General features: G+C 64.5%; 17 protein-coding genes. 4 read left to right on the top strand and 13 right to left on the bottom strand.

The window, feature by feature from the left end; all coding sequences use genetic code 11:
• Positions 1 to 49 precede the first annotated feature (49 nt).
• Positions 50 to 1,348: a TRAP transporter large permease gene (locus HHA01_RS10965; protein WP_141320631.1), complete on the top strand. Its 1,299-nt coding sequence runs from the start codon at positions 50 to 52 to the stop codon at positions 1,346 to 1,348.
• Positions 1,349 to 1,559: 211 nt separating this feature from the next.
• Positions 1,560 to 2,594: a trans-3-hydroxy-L-proline dehydratase gene (locus tag HHA01_RS10960; RefSeq protein ID WP_141320629.1), complete on the top strand. Its 1,035-nt coding sequence runs from the start codon at positions 1,560 to 1,562 to the stop codon at positions 2,592 to 2,594.
• A gap of 55 nt (positions 2,595 to 2,649) precedes the next feature.
• Here the strand turns inward: HHA01_RS10960 and HHA01_RS10955 are convergent, their stop codons facing one another.
• Positions 2,650 to 3,324, bottom strand: a complete 675-nt coding sequence (locus tag HHA01_RS10955; RefSeq protein WP_141320627.1) for a Fe2+-dependent dioxygenase — start codon at positions 3,322 to 3,324, stop codon at positions 2,650 to 2,652.
• Positions 3,325 to 3,479: 155 nt separating this feature from the next.
• On the opposite strand from HHA01_RS10955, the gene HHA01_RS15010 reads away from it, so the two are divergent.
• A complete protein-coding gene (locus tag HHA01_RS15010; RefSeq protein WP_141320625.1) occupies positions 3,480 to 4,610 on the top strand; it encodes a 4-helix bundle domain-containing protein in 1,131 nt (376 codons plus the stop codon).
• A gap of 318 nt (positions 4,611 to 4,928) precedes the next feature.
• On the opposite strand, the gene HHA01_RS10945 is transcribed toward HHA01_RS15010, so the two are convergent.
• The 11 genes from HHA01_RS10945 to tmpA all read right to left on the bottom strand — a co-directional run bounded on the left by HHA01_RS10945 (position 4,929) and on the right by tmpA (position 15,930).
• Positions 4,929 to 6,377: an aldehyde dehydrogenase family protein gene (locus HHA01_RS10945; RefSeq protein ID WP_141320623.1), complete on the bottom strand. Its 1,449-nt coding sequence runs from the start codon at positions 6,375 to 6,377 to the stop codon at positions 4,929 to 4,931.
• The gene (locus HHA01_RS10940) at positions 6,374 to 7,129 is read right to left on the bottom strand and encodes an ABC transporter permease (protein WP_141320621.1); all 756 of its coding nucleotides are present in this window, start codon (positions 7,127 to 7,129) and stop codon (positions 6,374 to 6,376) included. The genes HHA01_RS10945 and HHA01_RS10940 overlap by 4 nt, the downstream gene beginning before the upstream one ends.
• A 1-nt stretch (position 7,130) precedes the next feature.
• Positions 7,131 to 7,844: an ABC transporter permease gene (locus HHA01_RS10935; protein ID WP_141320619.1), complete on the bottom strand. Its 714-nt coding sequence runs from the start codon at positions 7,842 to 7,844 to the stop codon at positions 7,131 to 7,133.
• A 184-nt stretch (positions 7,845 to 8,028) separates the two neighbouring features.
• Positions 8,029 to 8,799, bottom strand: coding sequence for a transporter substrate-binding domain-containing protein (locus HHA01_RS10930; protein WP_141320617.1), 771 nt, complete (start codon positions 8,797 to 8,799; stop codon positions 8,029 to 8,031).
• 44 nt (positions 8,800 to 8,843) lie between these two features.
• Positions 8,844 to 9,638 carry an ATP-binding cassette domain-containing protein gene (locus HHA01_RS10925; protein WP_141320615.1) on the bottom strand — a complete coding sequence of 265 codons (795 nt, stop codon included), beginning with the start codon at positions 9,636 to 9,638 and terminating at the stop codon, positions 8,844 to 8,846.
• A gap of 7 nt (positions 9,639 to 9,645) precedes the next feature.
• The gene (locus tag HHA01_RS10920; protein WP_141320613.1) at positions 9,646 to 10,845 is read right to left on the bottom strand and encodes a pyridoxal phosphate-dependent aminotransferase; all 1,200 of its coding nucleotides are present in this window, start codon (positions 10,843 to 10,845) and stop codon (positions 9,646 to 9,648) included.
• Positions 10,846 to 10,855: 10 nt separating this feature from the next.
• On the bottom strand, positions 10,856 to 11,572 hold the full coding sequence (locus HHA01_RS10915) for a class II aldolase/adducin family protein (RefSeq protein ID WP_174787733.1): 717 nt from the start codon (positions 11,570 to 11,572) through the stop codon (positions 10,856 to 10,858).
• Positions 11,573 to 11,595: 23 nt separating this feature from the next.
• Positions 11,596 to 12,537 (bottom strand): glycine betaine ABC transporter substrate-binding protein, encoded by a 942-nt coding sequence (locus HHA01_RS10910; RefSeq protein WP_141320609.1) that lies wholly within the window; start codon positions 12,535 to 12,537, stop codon positions 11,596 to 11,598.
• A gap of 77 nt (positions 12,538 to 12,614) precedes the next feature.
• Positions 12,615 to 14,210, bottom strand: a complete 1,596-nt coding sequence (locus HHA01_RS10905; protein WP_141320607.1) for a 5-guanidino-2-oxopentanoate decarboxylase — start codon at positions 14,208 to 14,210, stop codon at positions 12,615 to 12,617.
• On the bottom strand, positions 14,207 to 14,794 hold the full coding sequence (locus tag HHA01_RS10900) for an HD domain-containing protein (protein WP_141320605.1): 588 nt from the start codon (positions 14,792 to 14,794) through the stop codon (positions 14,207 to 14,209). The genes HHA01_RS10905 and HHA01_RS10900 overlap by 4 nt, the downstream gene beginning before the upstream one ends.
• Complete coding sequence (gene tmpA, locus HHA01_RS10895) at positions 14,791 to 15,930, bottom strand: 2-trimethylaminoethylphosphonate dioxygenase (RefSeq protein WP_141320603.1); 1,140 nt, start codon at positions 15,928 to 15,930, stop codon at positions 14,791 to 14,793. The genes HHA01_RS10900 and tmpA overlap by 4 nt, the downstream gene beginning before the upstream one ends.
• 138 nt (positions 15,931 to 16,068) lie before the next feature.
• Between tmpA and HHA01_RS10890 the strand changes: the two genes are divergently transcribed.
• On the top strand, positions 16,069 to 17,067 hold the full coding sequence (locus HHA01_RS10890; protein ID WP_141320601.1) for a GlxA family transcriptional regulator: 999 nt from the start codon (positions 16,069 to 16,071) through the stop codon (positions 17,065 to 17,067).
• Positions 17,068 to 17,134: 67 nt separating this feature from the next.
• Here the strand turns inward: HHA01_RS10890 and HHA01_RS10885 are convergent, their stop codons facing one another.
• Positions 17,135 to 18,361 (bottom strand): TauD/TfdA family dioxygenase, encoded by a 1,227-nt coding sequence (locus HHA01_RS10885; RefSeq protein ID WP_141320599.1) that lies wholly within the window; start codon positions 18,359 to 18,361, stop codon positions 17,135 to 17,137.
• Positions 18,362 to 18,456: the final 95 nt, after the last annotated feature.

Here is an 18,456-nt window from a genome sequence, read left to right as displayed (position 1 = left end):
TGCGGTATTCCGGATATAGCCATTCCTTGACACTAGATGGAGTCTGACCATGGGTGCTCTATTAGCGATAGGTGCCGTCATTGTTCTGATGATCATTGGCGTACCTGTTGTGTTTTCCTTTGCTGCTATGACGCTCGTGCTTTCATTTTCCTACGACGTCGATATTTCCTCCCTGATGACCACTGGTTTCTGGTCTATAAATTCGATCATATTGCTGGCTCTTCCACTCTTCATTATGACGGGTTATCTGATGCAGTCGGGGGGTATTGCCGCCAGGCTGATCAACTTCGCCGAGGCCGTGGTCGGCAAGTCCCGCAGTGGGATGGGAACTACGATGGTGGTGTCCTGCGGCGTGTTTGGTGCCATTTCGGGTACCGCATCCGCTGCCGTCGCGTCCATCGGGACGATCATGATCGGTCCCATGGAGAAACATGGCTATCGACGGCCATACTCCACTGCGTTGGTCGGTATTTCTTCCCTCCTTGGCCTGCTTATTCCACCAAGCATCACCATGATTCTGTATGCCGTGGTGACCCGACAGTCCGTGGCGGCGGTGTTCTTGGCGACCATCGGCCCCGGCATCCTGCTGATGATTTTTCTTTGCGTCATCAATGCCATCAAGACGCGCGCCAATCAGGACTATCAACCTGAGCAAATCGCGCTGAGCAAACGGTTTCGTAACATTGGTACCACTGGCTGGAAGGCTTTTCCTGCTCTCTTGCTGCCTGTCATCATCTTGGGTGGGATCTATGGCGGCATCTTTACTCCCACCGAAGCTGCTGCGGTCGCCGTGGTCTATGCTATTCCCGTCGGGCTCTTCGTTTATCGCGACCTTAATCTGAAGTCGCTGGTGCACTGCTTCGTCCAGGCTGCCACGACCACCGGCGTGATCATGATTATCCTGCTGTTCTCCTTCGTGGCTAGCCGGATCTTCACCTTCGAACGCGTTCCCCAGGAGCTGACCTCGCTGTTGCTTGACCTGGTCGAGAACAAGTTGATGATTCTGTTGATGGTCAACATCTTTCTGATCCTGATGGGCATGATCATGGATGATGTCAGTGTCGTCGCCATTCTCAGCCCACTGTTGCTGCCGATCATGGAAAGCATTGGCGTTCATCCGGTGCACTTCGCCGCCATTGTGGGCACCAGCGTCGTGATCGGCTGCAACAGCCCGCCGATGGCACCGATCCTTTTCATGAGTTGCCGTATTGGGCAGGTCGGCATGTCTCAGGTTATTCGTCCGGCCTTCAGTTTCATGCTGTTGGCGGCCTTGCCTGTCATGCTCATCACGACCTACTGGCCCGATCTGTCGATGTTCCTGCCCAGGTTGCTGGGTTACGTGAATTGATCGAATCATGAAGTACAGGGTGATCGCGCCTCTCAAGGGACTATGACAGGCGCGATCGATTAATGGCGGGATTCTTGCTTTGCCACATGCTGGCATGTGGCCCAAGGATGGGACATCTCGTACGACATGCAAGGCGGCGGGACTTGAATGTCTTGTTGGTGAAAAGAGCCTCGCCGCTGTTGTTTGTGGGTACTCTCCAAATAGGTGATTTATGAGAAGTTCAAAGACGGTACATGTGATTTCGTGTCACGCCGAAGGCGAAGTGGGCGATGTCATTGTCGGAGGCGTTGCGCCTCCGCCGGGGGACACACTATGGGAACAGCGCAACTGGATCGACAAGGATCAGACGTTGCGTAACTTCGTTCTCAACGAGCCTCGTGGTGGCGTCTTTCGTCACGTCAATCTTCTGGTCCCACCCAAGCACCCTGATGCCCAGATGGGGTGGATCATCATGGAGCCGGAGGACACCCCACCGATGTCGGGTTCCAACTCCATCTGCGTGTCCACGGTATTGCTGGACAGTGGCATTATTCCGATGCAGGAGCCAGTTACCGAGATGGTGCTGGAGGCGCCAGGCGGGCTGGTCAAGGTGGCGGCAGAGTGTCGTGATGGCAAGGCTCAAAGGATCATGGTGGAGAACGTCCCTTGTTTTGCCTGTGAGCTGGACCAGACATTGGATGTCCCGGGTATCGGCAAGGTCCGAGTCGATACCGCTTACGGTGGAGATAGCTTTGTCGTCGCGGATGCCGCTGAGCTCGGCTTCAGCCTTGAGGAACACGAAGCTCGTCAACTGGCGGAGCTGGGTGTGCGTATCACCAATGCTGCCAATGAACAACTGGCGTTCCATCACCCGGATAACCCGGAATGGACGCATTTTTCCTTCTGCTTGTTCGCAGGCCCTCTGGAGCGTGACGGCAACCGCCTCTCGGCACGCTCAGCCGTATCCATTCAGCCGGGCAAGATCGACCGCTCTCCTACAGGGACCGCGGTTTCTGCCCGTATGGCACTGTTGCATGCACGAGGCGAGATGACGGTGGGAGATTACTTCAAGGGATGCTCGCTGATCGGCTCGGAGTTCCAGGGGCAACTCAAGAGTGAAACGATGGTCGGTGATCAGAAGGCCATCGTTCCAGAGATTTCAGGTCGAGGCTGGATCACGGGTACGCATCAGCACATGCTGGATCCACAGGATCCCTGGCCGGAGGGCTATCGCCTGACCGACACCTGGCCATCCTTCAAGGAATAATCATGGTTCATTCATGAGGCTGGCCTGAAAGCTGGGATCGTGAGGGAGGCCGATCCTATATCTCGGCCCACATGCGCAGCAGATTGGTCAGGCTCTTGGAAATGATATCGAAGTCCTGGGACTTGCCATCCTGTTCGAACATCTGGCGACGAGTCCGGTCCAGGTCAAACAGTATCTCGCGTTGCTGTGGATCGCGTACCTGACTCTGTACCCAGCCGACCGCCGCCAGGCGCTCTCCCCGGGTGACCGGTTCGACACGATGCAGGGTGGATGAAGGGTAGAGGATCAAAGCACCGGCGGGCAGCTTGTAGGTCTGCTCGCCGACCGTCGTGTCGATGAGCAGCTCGCCACCCTCATAGGCGTCGGGGCTTTCGAGAAACAACGTGAAGGACAGATCGGTGCGCATGGCGCCGTCGGGCGTGGGCATCACGGCATCGTCGACATGATTGCCGTAGTTCATGCCGGACTGATAACGGCTGAACATCAGCGGCTTCAGGCGTCGCGGACGGGCGGCCATCTGGAATAGGGGGTGGCGGTTCAGCTCACCGGTGATGGACTCACGCAGCTTGGCAATGCGGGCATCCTTGCCGTCGGCCTGCTGATTGTTCTTGACCGTCTGGGCATGCCAGCCGGCCGTTTTGCGGCCATCCTGAAAGGAGGTGTCACTCAGCGTGGCGTGCACGTCCTTAAGCAAGTCCGCTGAAATGGCTTGCTCGATGCAAAGAATCATGTTGCCGAACCTCCCTGTCGGTGTTTACAAAGTATAATGTGAATGATTTGCGTTGATGTCAGAGGTCACGGCAGACTATACCAGCAATTGAGTTGCTCGCCACCCGCCAGGCGTGGCGGATTGGATAGTCTTGTTGACGATACAAGGGAGGTTGCATGACACACAGCACCCGAACGCGACTCTGGATGGGCGTTGGCGCCTCGGTACTACTGGGCGCCAGTACCTCGGTCTGGGCAGAAAGCCAGGACGTTGATTCATCGAGCGAGTCAGCGCAAAGCCAGGAAGCCGTGCACGAAGAAGGCGGAGAAGGTGGCGAAGGCGGTGAAGCCGGCCATCAATCCGAAGGCGGAGAAGGTGGTGAAGGCGGTGAAGCCGGCCATCAAGCCGAAGGTGGAGAAGGTGGAGAAGGTGGCGAAGGCGGTGAAGCCGGTCATCAAGCCGAAGGCGGTGAAGGCGGTGAAGGCGGTGAAGGCGGCGAAGGCGGCGAAGGTGGTTCAGCCAGCGCCACTGACCCCTATGCGGCCTTTGCCTACTTGAATGCCAGCTCCGGCGGTGAAGGCGGAGAAGGTGGTGAAGGTGGTGAAGGCGGTGAAGGCGGTGAAGGCGGTGAAGGCGGTGAAGGCGGCGAAGGCGGCGAAGCCGGCCATACCGTCAACGCCAGCAATCCGGGTGTCTTCACGGCCAGCCTGGCCATGATGCAGGGTCATCTTGCCGTGGCGCGCGACCTTTACCAAGCCGATGAGCAGATGGCAGCCCAGCCGCACTTTGGCCACCCGCTGAATGAACATTATGAGCCGCTGTCCTCCGTACTGGAAACGCGGGGTATCGATAGCCTGGATGACACCCTGCAAGACCTGGTGGACAGCACACGTGAGGGTGGTGACTGGGACCAGCATACTGACGCCTACCAGGCGGCCCAGGAGGCCATCAAGGCGGCCATGCAGGACGTGGATAGCGAAATCCGCGACGATGTGGTCTTCCAGAGCCGCGTTCAGCTGGCCCTTCTGAAGAAGGCCATGAATGAATATCAGGCAGCCATCGAGGATGGCGAATTCGTCAACGTCGTCGAGTATCAGGACAGCCGTGGCTTCGTTCAGGTAGCCAAGTCGGTTCTCGAGCAGTACAAGGGGCTGTACGACAATGAGACTTACGGCACCCTGCTCGCTGCCTATGAGGATACCCTCAAGGCCTGGCCCTCCGCCGTGGCGCCGGAGACACCGGCCATGACACCGGGCGAACTCTCGGCCAGCATGTTCAAGCTCGAGGCAAAGCTGGGCGAGTACTAGTCGTAGTGCCCCATGCCGAATTCAGCGGCGTGGGGCAGTTTCCTCTCTTCGGCACTCAAGGGACTGCTCCTGGTGGCCAGGATGGCAGTTCCGATCCTTTTCTATGACCCGGGTGCTCCGAGCACCGACACGATATTTTCGGTCATCTGCGCTTCATTATGCGTCTGTTGAGTTGTGCACGATCAGTGCTTGAGGCAGTTGTCGCCATATCTTGTTGCTGGACTGAATGAAAGCCCCGGTGCTCTATCTAAATGGGCATCGTAATGATGAAGAAGTCACTAGGTTTTGGCAGTCGTGCGCGTGGCAGTTAGCTTGCGGCTAGATGTCGTTCTCCAGAGTGACGTACCGCGTCTCCAGATAGGCGTCGAGGCCCGCGCGACCGAGTTCGCGGCCGATGCCGCTGCCCTTCATGCCGCCCCAGCCGAGTCCTGGCGGGGCCACCTGGTGAGTGTTGCACCAGACATTGCCCGCCTGGAGCCGTGCGGCGATATCGGCAGCGCGGTCCTTTTCGCCGGCGACAACGGTGGCGGCCAGGCCGAAGGCGCTGTCGTTGGCCAGGGTGATCGCCTCGTCATCACTGGCCACGCGACGCGAGCACAGGATGGGACCGAAGATTTCCTCGCGCCACAGCCGGCTCGTGGTGGGCACATCGCGAAAGACCCGGGGGGCAATGAAGTAGCCGTGATCGGGCAGGGCCGAGACCGGGGCGCTACCGGCATCGAGTCCTTCATGCTCGGCGGCGGCCAGATAGCCGAGGACCCGTTCGTACTGGGCGGTGTTGATCAGCGGGCCCAGGGTGGTGGCGTTGTCCAGCGGATCGCCCGGGACGAGGTCGGCGATGGCCGCGTCGAGGCGCTCATGGAGGGTATCGGCCAGTGACTCGTGGACCAGCAGACGCGAGGTCGCCGAGCACATCTGGCCGGCGTTGTAGGCGAAGCCTGCCAGGACCAGTTCGGCGGCCAGGTCCGGGTCGGCATCTTCGGTGACCAGGATCGGCGAATTGCCGCCGAGTTCCAGGGAAACGTTGCGTGTTCCCCGGGCGGCGGCGGCCATCACGGCCTCGCCTACGGGGTTGCTGCCGGTGAATGACAGCTTGTCGACCCCGGGGTGAGCGGTCAACGCCTCGCCCACGCCTCGGCCGTCGCCGTGCACCAGGTTAAAGACGCCGGGAGGCAACTCGGTCTCGAGGGCGATCTCGGCCAGTGCCTGTTCGGGCAGCGGCGTGACCTCGGAGGGCTTGAAGACCACCGTGCAGCCGGCGGCGAGCGCCGGGGCGATCTTCCAGGCACTGCTGACCAGCGGAAAGTTCCAGGGGGTGATCAAGCCGGCCACGCCGACCGGGTCCTGGTAGCGTCGCGATACCATGTCTGCCTCGCCGGTGGCGACTGCCTCGCCCTGGCGTGCATCCAGTACCCGGGCTTCTCCCGCATAGTAGCGGTAGCAGTCGATGGCGTCGGCCAGGTCCTGGTCGGCTTCGGTCAGCGGCTTGCCGTTGTTGCGGCTGGAAAGCGCGACGAGCGAGACACGACGGGCCTCGAGGGCGTCGGCGATAGCGTCGATGAAACGACCGCGACGTTCGCCCGTCAGGTCTCGCCAACCGGCCAGCGCACTGCGAGCGGCGGCCACGGCATCGTTCACGTCGGCAGGGTCGCCGGCGGTCACGGTGGCGATGCGAGTCTGTCGATAAGGGTCGAGGACGTCCAGGCATCGCGTGGCACGACTGTCCACCCAAGCGTTGTCGATGAAATGTCGTGTCAGTGTGCTCATGGGGCTTCTCCATGGGTGTGCAGGGAGCGGCGCGGCAGCCATCCCCGGCCGCGTTCGGGCTTCATGCCGGGGAAATGACGTTCCACCTGGCGCAGTACCAGGGTGAGCACCAGTGTCATGGCCAGATAGATGCCACCGATCAGCATCAGGGGTTCATAGACCAGGAAGGTCTCGTCGCGAATGATATTGGCAGCCTGCAGCAGATCCATCATGGCGATGGTCGAGACCAGCGGAACGGACTTGAGCAGCAGAATCATTTCGCCGGTCAGGGTCGGCAGGCATTGCTGGATGGCACGGGGCAGCCAGAGGCGGAAAAAGACCTGCAGGGGCGTCAGGCCAAAGGCGCGGCCGGCCTCGCGTTCGCCCGGTGGCACGCTCAACAGGGCGCCGCGAATGACCTCGCCGGAATAGGCGCCGACACTCAGGATGAAGGTGAGTGCACCGTAGAAGAAGGGATCGCGCAGCAATGGCCAGATGAGGCTGTCCTGGATGCCGGGGATACCCTCGAGCAGGCGCCCCACGCCGTAGTAGAAGAAGAACAGCTGCACCAGCAGCGGCGTTCCGCGCATCACCGTGGTGAAGCCCTGAACGGCCAATGCCAAGGGGCGGGGTGCCTTGAGCCGCGTGATGGCCACGAGCACGGCCAGGGCGAGGCCGCCGACCGCCGACACGGCGACCAGCCACAGGGTATTGACAAAGCCCTCGATCAGGTAGTCCTGATAGAAGGGGTCGCCAAGCCAGGAAAAGTCCATGTCAGGCCTCCTCAGTGGTCGGCTGGCCGCGACGCAGGTAACGTTCCAGGCGCGCGAACAGTGCCGTGGACGACAGCGTCATCGCGAGGTAGATGACGCCGGCGGCGGCATAGAACAGAAAATGGGCACGAGTGCTGGCGGCGGCCTGCTGGATGGTGAAAAACAGTTCGCTGTAGCCGATGACGCTGATCAGGGCGGTGTCCTTGATCAGGATCAGCCAGAGATTCGACATGCCCGGCAGGGCATTGGGCAGCATGGCGGGCACGACGATGCGCCGGAAGCGCGCCCAGGCCGAGAAGCCGAAGGCATCGGCAGCCTCGAGCTGGCCTCGGGGAATGGCCAGGATGGCGCCACGAAGCACTTCGGTCATGTAGGCGCCCTGAACGAAGGCCAGCACGCCAACGGCGGTGACGAAGCCGTTGATGGCCACCTGCCCGGAAAAGCCCATGGCGTTGACCAGAATGGTGAGCGCCTGGGAGCCGGCATAGTACAGCAGGATGATCAGCAGCAGCTCGGGCACGGCTCGCACTGTCGTGGAGTACAGGATACCCAGGCCGCGTATCGGTGCCCAGGGGCTGAGACGCGCGCTGGCGCCGGTCAGGCCGAGCAGCAGGCCGATGGCATAGGCCAGCACGGCAATCTCGAGGGTCGTCAGCGCGCCCTGGAAGATGGGACCGGACCAGTCGGCCAGGCCTTCTTGCGAGAGGTTGTTCATGGTCGAAAAGCACCTTGGAAGACACGGAGTGTGCGCCGGGACGGGATAACGTCGTACGGTCTCTTCGGGGATCGACCGGCGCGTACCGTGTCACACTTGCGTTTACATCCTTGCATGGACATGGCGAAGCCGCCGGACAGCGTCATCGCCCGGCGGTTCGAATCACGATGGCAGTCGATGGTACTCAGTCGGTGCAGACGTCGGTGCCGAAGTACGACTCGGAGAGTCGGGTGCAAGTGCCATCCTGCTGGACCTTTTCGATGGCCGCGTTGAGGTTGGCCTCCAGGTCGTCGTCAGCCTTTCGGATGCCAATGCCGACGCCCTCGCCATAGGCTTCGTGGTGGGGTGCGGTGCTCTTGATCTCGAAGCCTTCGGCCTCGTCGCGCTCGACCAGCTCGTTCATGGCGATCTTGTCGGCCAGGATCACGTCCAGGCGGCCGGAGAGCAGGTCGCGGTTGACCTGCTCTGCCTGGTCGTAGAGGCGGATATCGACGCCGGTGTCACGCAGGGCGCGGCGGGCATAGGTGGCGTTGGTGGTGGCGCTCTGCACGCCTAGTATCAGGCCATCCAGCCCTTCGGGAAGGCTCAGTTCCTGGTCATCGGCGGCCACGTAGGCACCAGGGGTGAAGTAGTAGGGATCGGTGAAGTCGATGACCTTCTGGCGGGCCTTGGTGATCGACATGGAGTTCATGATCATGTCGATGCGCCCGGCCTTGAGCGAGGGGATGATACCGCTCCAGCCGGTGGGCTTGATCTCGCATTCGGCTTCCATGGCCTCGCAGATGGCCATGCCCAGTTCCACTTCGAAGCCGGTCCACTCGCCTTCGGACGAGGTGTAGGTGAAAGGGGGGTAGGGCTCGGCGGAAATGCCGATCTGCAGGGGCTCGGCGGCCTGGGCGGTACCGCCGAGACTGGCGATGGACAGCGCGATGGCGGGGATGAGGGTGCGTTGCATGGTGTTCTCCTGACTCGTTGTTCGAAAATGGGGGCTGTGGACGATCAGGCGGCGGGAGCCGCGAAGCGCCGACAGCGCGGGTCGTCGAAGACCTCGCCAGGGGGGCCGGCGACGCCGATGACGCCGCGATCGAGAAACACGACCTGGTCGGAGACCTCCCGGGCGAAGGCCATCTCGTGGGTGACCAGCACCATGGTGCGGCCTTCGCCGGCCAGGTCGCGGATCACGCCGAGGACCTCATTGACGCGTTCCGGGTCCAGCGCCGATGTCGGCTCGTCGAACAGCAGCAGGCGTGGTTCCATGGCGAGCGCGCGAGCAATGGCCACGCGCTGCTGCTGGCCGCCGGACAGGAACGCCGGGTAGGCATCGCGCTTGTCGGCCATGCCGACACGCGCCAGGTAGTGCTCGGCCACTTCGGTGGCGCGTCGGCGGGAGAGCCCCTGTACCCGCATCGGGGCCTCGGTGACGTTGCCGAGCACGCTGAAGTGCGGCCACAGATTGAACTGCTGGAAGACCATGCTGACCTTGGCGCGCAGCCGCTGCAGCTGGCGTCGGTTAAGGCCGACGACGTCGCCCTGGGGATTGCGGTCGAACTGGATCGTCTCATCCGCAATCGCCAGGTCGCCCTGGTCGGGGCGTTCCAGCAGATTGAGGCAGCGCAGCAGAGTACTCTTGCCGGATCCGCTGGCGCCGATGATGGAGGTAACGCTGCCCTCGGGGACCTCGAGGGAGACATCGCGCAGCACCTCGAGGTCGCCATAGCGTTTGACGAGGTGGTGCGCTTGCACCGCCGGGGCGGCGGTGGCTTGCGGAGTGTGGTCGTCGAGCGATGATGTCATAGGCGACTCATTGGACGGTGGAAAGGAGGCCGGCGTCGTCGCGTGCCGTCTCGGCACAGCGGGCCAGGCGTTGGCAGGCATCGGTCAATCGGGCTTCGTCGACGGTCAGGCTCAGCCGGATGAAACCGGCGGCGGAGGGACCGAAGGCCTCGCCGGAAAGCACCGACACGCTGTGTTCATCGAGTAGTCGGTCGGCGAAGGCCTGGGACGAGAGACCGGTGGCGCGGATATCGACCATCAGGAACATGCCCGCCGCCGGTGGGATGACCTTCACGGCCGGACAGTCCGCCAGGGCCGCGCAGACGGCATCGCGTCGGGCTCGATAGCCCTGGTGCATGGCCTCGAGTTCCGGGGCCTGTCGGGTCAGGGCGTCCCGGGCGGCGTCCTGGATGAAGTCCGGGCAGCCGTAGAGCATGCACAGCGCCAGGTTGCCGAGGTGCTCGATCAGCTCCCGGGGACCGAGCACCCAGCCCAGTCGCCAGCCGGTCATGGCGTGGGACTTGGAGAGACTGTCGATCACCACGCTGCGATCCTCCAGGCCGGGTAGGGCGGCAGCGCACTGGTGCTCGCCCTCGAAGACCAGGTTGGCGTAGACCTCGTCGGAGATCAGCCACAGATCATGGCGTCGGCAGAGCTCGGCGATGGCGTGCCAGGTGTCGGCGTCGATGAGTTGCCCGGTGGGGTTGTGCGGGCTGTTGAGCATGATCGCCCGGGTGCGCGGGGTGATCGCCGCCTCGATATCGGCTGGGTCGAGGCGGAAGCCGGCATCGCCGCGTAGCGGGATGCGTACCATGGCGGCATCGGTGGAGCGCAACACCGCCTCGTAGGTGACATAGCAGGGCTCGGGCACGACGACCTCGTCACCTGGGTCGAGCAGGCACTGGGCCACGGCGTAGAGCCCGCACTGGGCCCCGGCCATCACGATGATGCGCTCGGGGTCGGCCGCGACGCCGTGCCGGCGGTAGCGCTCGGTGATGGCATCGCGCAGGCCGCGCTTGCCCTGAACGTCGGGATAATGGGTGGCGCCGTCACGCAGGCTGTTCACGGCGCTCTCGACGATCGCCGCCGGCGTGTCGAAGTCCGGGTCGCCCACCGACAGCACGGTGATGTCCTCGCCAGCGGCCTGGCGGGCCAGGGCCCGGTTATGGATGTCCCAGGCCGCGGCGCCCTCGCCGGCGATACGGTCGGTCAGTCGGGAATAACGCATGAAAGTCTCGCTAGATGGCCTGAGGGGAAGTGTCATCGGCTGGCAGACGGCGGCGTTCGGCCTGCCAGGCGAGGTCGGTGCCCTGCGGGCTGGCGGCCCAGGCTTCGTACTGGCGGGCGACGTGCTCGCACAGTGCCGGGCTGGCCTGACGCAAGGGGCGTCCGGTGGCCTGGGCGGCCAACTGGGTCTGGCAACTGCGTTCCAGGTCGCGCATGCGCAGGAAGGCTTCGCCCACGCTGCGTCCGCAGGTCAGCAGGCCGTGCTGGCGCAGCAGCATCGCCATGTGGCGACCGAGATGGGCGGTCAGCCGTCGACGTTCGTCGAGGTCCAGGGCGATGCCCTCATAGTCGTGATAACCGAGCCGGTCATGAAACTGCATCGCCCACTGGTTCAGCGGCAGCAGGCCTTCCTCGAGGCAGGAAACGGCGACGCCGGCGACCGTGTGGGTGTGCAGCACACAGGCGACCTCGGGACGCGCCGCATGGATGGCACTGTGGATGGTGAAACCGGCGGGATTGATGCCGAGCCCGGTCGGGTCGTCGAGGATCTCGCCTTCGGCGTCGACGGTGACCAGGTTGTCGGCACGTACCTCGTCGAAGCGCAGGCCGAAAGCGTTGAGCAGGAAGCGCCCGCCGGACAGGCGTGCCGAGATATGCGTCGAGATGCCGTCATCCATGCCGTCCAGTGCGACCAGCCGGTAGGCGGCGGCCAGGTCGCGGCGCTGCATGGCTGCCTCGTCACGAGGTGTCGTCACAGGCTGGCCTCCACGGCATCGAGCGCATTGCCGCCGTCGCGGGTCTCGACGCCCTCGAGGAATTCGGCGACTCGCTCGGGGTGGGACGCCAGCCAGTCGTGGGCCACGGCTTCCAGCTCGCGCTCCTTGAGGCTGTAGTCGCGGATGAATTCGCTCTGCTCGTCGGCGCTGATCACGAACTGGTCGAGCAGCCGGGTCAGGTTGGGGTTGGCCTTGGCGTAGGACGTGGCGACGATGGTCTTGACGTCGCTGCGTCCGTTGTCGGCCCCATAGACGCCCTCGGGGTCGTCGAGGATGCGCGTGTCGTATTCCGGCACCATCCAGTGGGGCGTCCAGCCGTAGAAGACGATCCAGCGGTCCTCGTCGACCGCGGCCTCGACCTCGCTGAGCATGCCGGGCGTGGACGAGGACATGCCTTCCCAGTCACCCAACCCGTAAGTGTCGGCCTCGATGGCCTGGTTCAGCATGTCGGTGACGGTGGAGCCGCTCTCGATGCTGTAGACGGTCTTGTCGAAGCGCTTGGCCACCTCGGGGTCGGCCAGTTGTTCGGCGCTGGTGATGCCCGCCTCGTAGACGTAGTCCGGGACCGCGAAGCCCATGCGGGCACCGTTGACGTTGTTGCCCAGGTCGACGATGGCGTCGGCCTTCATGGCGGCGTCGTAGCTCTCCTGCTGTGCCGGTATCCAGCCGGCGAGGAAGGCATCGCTGTCGCCGGTCTGCAGGGTGTTGTAGCCGACCGTCGAGCTGAGCTGTTGCTTGCTGGTGGTATAGCCCAGTGGCTCGATGAGCTGGGCGAAGATCTCGCTCTTGACGGTCACGCCGGGCCAGGGCGGCACGACCAGGTGCAACTGGTCATCGCGATCGGCGGCCGTGGCGGGGTCGGCCAGGGTCAGGCCGGCGATCAGGGTCATGGTCAGGGTCGTGGTATGCGTGTTCATAAATCAATGCTTCCCTTTGCAGGGAGGATGAGACAGTCATCTCCTCCTCAGAGTGATTCGGTCGAGGTGACGAGCCGTCAGAGCGAGGCGGTCCAGGCGGTGGCATCGACCTCGATGATCAATGGGGAACTCGCTTCGTCGAGGCGGCCGAGGGCGTCGTGCAGGCTCGCCGGGTCGGTCACGCCGAGGTGGCGACAGGCGAAGGCCTGCGCCAGGGCCTGGAAGTCGGGGGTGGCCAGATCGACGCCCAGGTGCGGTATCTCGTTCATCGACATGAAGCGGCGGATCTCGTCGTAGCCGTCGTTATTCCAGATCATGATTGCCACGGGGCGGCCGAGGTCGCGGGCGGTGCCCAGCTCGCCGAGCACGAACTGCAGGCCGCCGTCGCCGACCAGGGCGACCACCGGTTGTTCCGGCCGGGCCAAGGCGGCGCCCAGGGCGGCGGGCAGGCCGTAGCCGAGGGTGCCGAAGCCGGTGGCGGCGTTGAACCAGCGGCGCGGTGCCGGCAGCGAGGCCAGGAAGTTGCCGGCGTAGACCGGGCCGGTGGAATCGCCAACCAGGATGGCGTCCGGCAGTACCTCGCGCAGGGTGGCGAAGAGCGGTGCGTAGGGGGCCACCTCGGCATCCTCAGCGAGGGCCAGGGCTCGGCGCACGGCCTCGGCGCGCCTGATACCGTCGCGTTGCGTCGACTCGGGCAGTCGTTCGACGAGGGCCGCCATGGCCTGGCCGGCTTCGGCGAGCAAGGCCAGATCGGCGGCCTGGTTGCGGCCGAGCTGCTGGGGGTCGATATCGATGCGAATGAGGCGGCCGTCGAGTACGAAGCCGCCATCGAACACCAGGTCGTAGTCGGTCTCGCCGAGCTCGGTGCCGATGGCCAGTACCACGTCGGCTTCGCGGGCCAGCCGACGGGCCGCGGGAAGGCTGGCAGTGGCGCCCAGGTCCAGCGGATGGTCGAGCCCGAGCACGCCCTTGGCGTTGATGGAGGTAAAGGTCGGAGCATCGAGTCGTTCGACCAGGGCGCGGGCCGCGTCCGCCGCGTCGGCGGTGCCGCCGCCGAGCAGGACCAGGGGACGCGAAGCCGCACCGAGCCACTCGGCGGCTCGTGCCAGCGCCTCGGGAGCCGGTGCCGGCGGGTAGGCACGGGTCGGCGTAATGGGCTCGTCGGATACCGGGGCGCCCATCACGTCCAGGGGGATCTCGATATGCACGGGGCCGGGGCGGGCACTGTGGAATATCGAGAAGGCACGGGCCATGACCTCCGGGAGCGCCTCGGGGTCGTGCAGGGTGTGGCTGAACAAACTGACGCCGGCCAGCGTCTCGCGCTGGTGGGGCATCTCGTGCAGGCGCCCCTGACCACGCCCCAGGCTGGCGCGCTGATTGACGCTGGAGATCACCAGCATCGGCACCGAGTCGGCCAGGGCCTGCCCCATGGCGGTGGCGATATTGGTCATGCCGGGACCGGTGATGATGAAGCAGGCAGCGGGCAGGCCGCTCGCCCGGGCATGGCCGTCGGCCATGAAACCGGCGCCCTGTTCGTGACGCGGCGTGACGTGGTGCAGTCGGCTTTCGCCAAGGGCACGGTACAGTTCGATGGTGTGCACGCCGGGGATGCCGAAGGCGGTATCGACGCCGTAGGCCTCGAGCAGTTGAATCAGTCGCTGGGCGCAGGTCATCGCGGCAAATTCTCCTCGATCAGATCGGGCAGGCCACCGAAGGGCGGACGGCCCAAGACGCGCTCGACCATGGGCACGAAGTGCTCGAGTGGCAGGGTATCGTAGTCGGGGTCGAAGCTCGCCTGGTCCCAGTGGTCACAGAAGCGCACCGTGCGCGCATAGGCCGGATGGTCGCGAAACTGCTCCCGGGCGTGGCGATCCTGGCCGAAGAAGTGGCGGTAATGATACCCCTGAAAGAGTTCGTGGTGGCGAATCATCCAGGCATTCAAGGGATCGATGAACGGCTCGAGGATGCCCGCGGCGATCTCGGCATGATTGGCCGGTGCGAGATCGTCGCCGATGTCATGCAGCAGGGCGCACACCACCATTTCCTCGTCGGCACCGTCACGCAGGGCGCGGGTCGCTGTCTGCAGGCTGTGCTCGAAGCGATCCACCGGGTAGCCGTGGTGGTCCCCGGCCAGCCGATGCAGATGGTCGAGCACGCGGCGCGGGGCGTCGGCCTGGTAGTCGCGGAAGCGGGCGTCGATCAAGTGCCACTCGTCGAGCCGGCTTTCGTCGAAACGTCGGAAACTGGCCTGGTTCATGCGCTGGCCTCCTGCGATGGTTGACCGGAGAGCTGTCGGCGGAGCACGAGGCGTCGGCTGGTCGTGCTGTCGCGGTCGACGTAGCCCTGGCGCAGATGGCGAACGCCGCCGGCGAGCTGGTAGGCGCGTCGCCCGTGCAGCAGGCGATAGTTGTCCATGATCAACATCTGGCCGGGATCGAGCTTGAGGTGAACGGTCAGCTCGTCCGAGGTGATCAGGTGGTAGAAGGCCCGGCGCGCGGCGTAGTAGCGCTCGAGTTCATCGGCCGACAGGGCATCGACACGTTCGGTGCGGTTGTTGAAGCGCACGCGTGCCAGGCGGCCGTGGCTGTCGAGCTCGATCAGCGGCCCTTCACCTTCCAGGCGAGTGGTGTCGTCATGGTAGAGAAAGCCCGGGGCGACACGGGTCAGGCAGTCGAAGGCCTCGGGGTCGCGCGCCTTGAGCGTCAGCGCCGCCTGGTAGCCGTCGACGAGGGTGTTGTCACCGCCGTCGGCGGCATTGGTCAGGCAATGCAGCCAGATGTAGCCGGGAATCGGATCGCGATAGGGGTTGTCGGTGTGCGGTTCGAGCCCACGCTGGGTCATGGTCAGGTCATAGGCGTTGGCCACCGACTTGACGTCGGCGATGCCGCCCCAGTTGGTGCGGCGCAGGGGACCGATACGGTCGATCAGGGTCTGCATTCCGTCTTCCTCGGTGGGCACGCCCGAGACTAGCACGAAGCCGAAACGATGCAGGTTCTCTAACATGTCGAGCAGGGCGGCGTCGTCCTGGCGGGCGGCCGCGAAGTCCGCTCTGGGTGGCTCGGCCAGGCTGGCATCCCAGAGGGTACGGCCGGGCACGCTGGTAGCGATCTCGGTGCTGGCCTCGACCAGTGCCTCGAGCGGAAAGTCGGTGGCGTGGCCGTCGCTGAAACGCAGCGCCACATGCTCGCCGGCCAGCTCGGCACTTTCCAGGGTCAGGTCGAGCGGTAATTCGGCGGCCTCGATCAGGCGCTGGCCGGTGCGGGGATCCAGGGTGGCGGAATCGGGGGCGCGTTCGCGCAGCCAAAGGGCAGCGAATTCGCGGGTATGGCCCTGGGTGTCGAGGTTCAGGCGCTGTCCGTCCGAGGACAGCCACAGCTTGCCGCTTGCGGTCATGACGATCTATCTCCGGGTATTGCGTGGACCGTGACGAAGTGTCGCCACCGGCGCCGATGCGCGACTGGCTTTACCCTAACGCCGTTGCGCCGCTACCATTTGCATAAATTCGCCCTATATTTGATATTTTTGGCCATAATGAGTGAGTTCACCGACGCCTGGCCCTATCCGAGACCGGATTCCCCGCCGCTGCTGGCGCCCGAGGAAGCGGAGCACACCCTGGATGTCTGGCTGGTGCCAAAGTTCTCGATGCTGAGCCTGTTCTGTCTGCTGGAGCCGTTGCGCGTGGCCAACCGTTTCGGCCGGGACCTGTTTGCCTGGCGGCTGTTGTCCGCCGATGGAGAAGGGCTGGTGGCCAGCAACGGCGTGCGTATCGATGTCGATGGCGAGCTCGATGCCGTGGACGATGACGCGCATCTGATGGTGGTGTCTTCCTATGAGGCGGAGGCGACCATCCGGGGACAGGATCTCGCTGTGCTGAGGCGAGTGGCGGCCCATGGCGGCTGGCTGGGGGGGCTGGACACGGCACCCTTCATCCTGGCGCGCTCGGGCGTGCTGGAAGGGCATCGGGTCGCGATGCATTGGGAAAGCGTACCGGCGTTTCGACGCGAGTTCCCGCAGCTCAGGGTCAGCCAGGCACGCTTCGAGCTCGATGCGTCCCGGCTGACCGGATCGGGTGGGTCGGCGAGCATCGACATGATGCTGGCCTGGATGGAGCGGCTCTATGGCCCGGCGCTGGCCAATGCCGTGGGCCGTCAACTGGTGCACCAGCGCGGTGACGATGAGCCTTCGCCGAGTCGGGACGAGCGCTATGCGCACTTGCCGCGCAGCGTGCTGCGAGCCCTGGCGGTCATGGAGGCGAACCTGGCCCAGGCGCTGCCCATTCCCGAGATCTGCCGGTTGGTGGGACAGTCGCAGCGCCAGTTGACGCGTCGCTTCATGGCCCATTTCGGCGAGACGCCCAAGCAATGCTACCTGGCCATGCGGCTCGACCAGGCCCAGCGTCTGTTGGCTGCCAGCCATTGTCGGGTCACCGAGGCGGCGTTGGCCACCGGATTCGCACACCTGGCGCACTTTTCCCGGGCCTACCGGGCGAGATTCGGGGAGGCGCCCAGTGTGACCGCAGAACGCGGCTGAAAGCGGCCGACGGGACGCTCAGCGAAAGTCGATGCCGGAGGCAGGGGCGCCGAACATTCGTCGCTTCTCAGGCATCGGTGGTGAGACGACGCTGGCGCCGTGCCCGTTGGATCATGCGGTAACGCGAGCGGATCTCGTCGCGCTCCATGTAGCAGCCCTGCAGCCAGCGGTGGCCGCTGGCGCCTTCGAAGGCGTCGCGGGCGTGCAACAGGCGGCGGTTGTCGAAGATCACCAGGTCGCCGGGCGCGTAGGTGAAGCGGATGGCGAAGGCCGGGTCGCGCAGCAGGCGCTGCAGCGTCATCAGTGCCTCATAGGCCGGCTCCACGTCCTCGAAGGCCGTCTGCAGCGGGCCGCGCAGGAAATCGGCGATGCGCACCTCGAGCAGCTTGCCCCGGGCGTCGAGGCGGATCATCGGCTCGTACCACACGTAGTCGGTGGTTCTGGCTGTGTTGGCGTAGCACCAGCGCACCCGAGTCAGCGTCGTCCAGGCTTCGGGGTGACGGTCGCGCAGCGCCTCGGCCACGGCGAAGCCGTCGAGCATCACCGCCTGGCCGCCCTCCACGCTGTTTTCCAGGCAGTGCAGCATCTGCAGGCCCGGGTGATACTCGCGGGTCGGCAGGTCCACGTGGGGCGGTAGGGCGATGGAGGTATAAGCGTTGGAATCCGGGTCCGGCTTGGCCCTGACGTCGAACAGTTGCCCGAAGTTGGTGGGACGCACCGGACCGATACGCCAGGCGATAGCTTCCAGCGAGCCGGGTTCGGTCGGTAGATTGCGCAGCCGTACCAGCCCCTTGCCGAGTACGCTCTCCAGGGCCGGGGCGAGGATCGCTTCTTCGGCGTCGTCGCCCGCATCGGTATCGAGCAGGCCAGTGGCGTCCAGGGTGTCGGGGCCGGCCTCCGGGCCGCCCTGCCAGGTCGTCACCGGCACCAACGGGGCTTCGGGATCACTGACATTGTCGTAGTCGTGGGCGCGCAGCCAGCCGGGGTGGAAGCGCAGGCGGCGATCCTCGGGGGCGAAATCCACGCACAGTGCACCGGTCGCGTCTATCTCGGCGCCTTCGACCTCCGGCCAGGCGGGTAGGGTGGAGAGGTCCAGGATGCGTTCCCGGGTCGCGGGGTTGATGGTGGTGTCGTCGGTGGCGTTTTCGCGCAGCCAGATGCCGTGGTAGCGGCTGATCCGTCCGTCGCTCCAGCGCACCGTGACCAGTCGCGGGGTGAAGGAGACGGTGTCGAGATCGGCGTCGATCGGCCAGGCGTCGTAGTCCGGCGTGCGTGGCAGTTCGGTATCGGTCATGGGGCATCTCCTGAGATGGCAGCGTGATGATGCGACTCAGAATGCCAACCGACGGGCAACGCCATGCGACATGATTCGACATCGACCATGCACGA

The sequence above is a fragment of the Halomonas halmophila genome, from assembly GCF_006540005.1.
In the GTDB taxonomy this organism is placed as follows: Bacteria; Pseudomonadota; Gammaproteobacteria; order Pseudomonadales; family Halomonadaceae; genus Halomonas; species Halomonas halmophila.
This window is presented reverse-complemented; position numbering and strand designations above follow the sequence as displayed.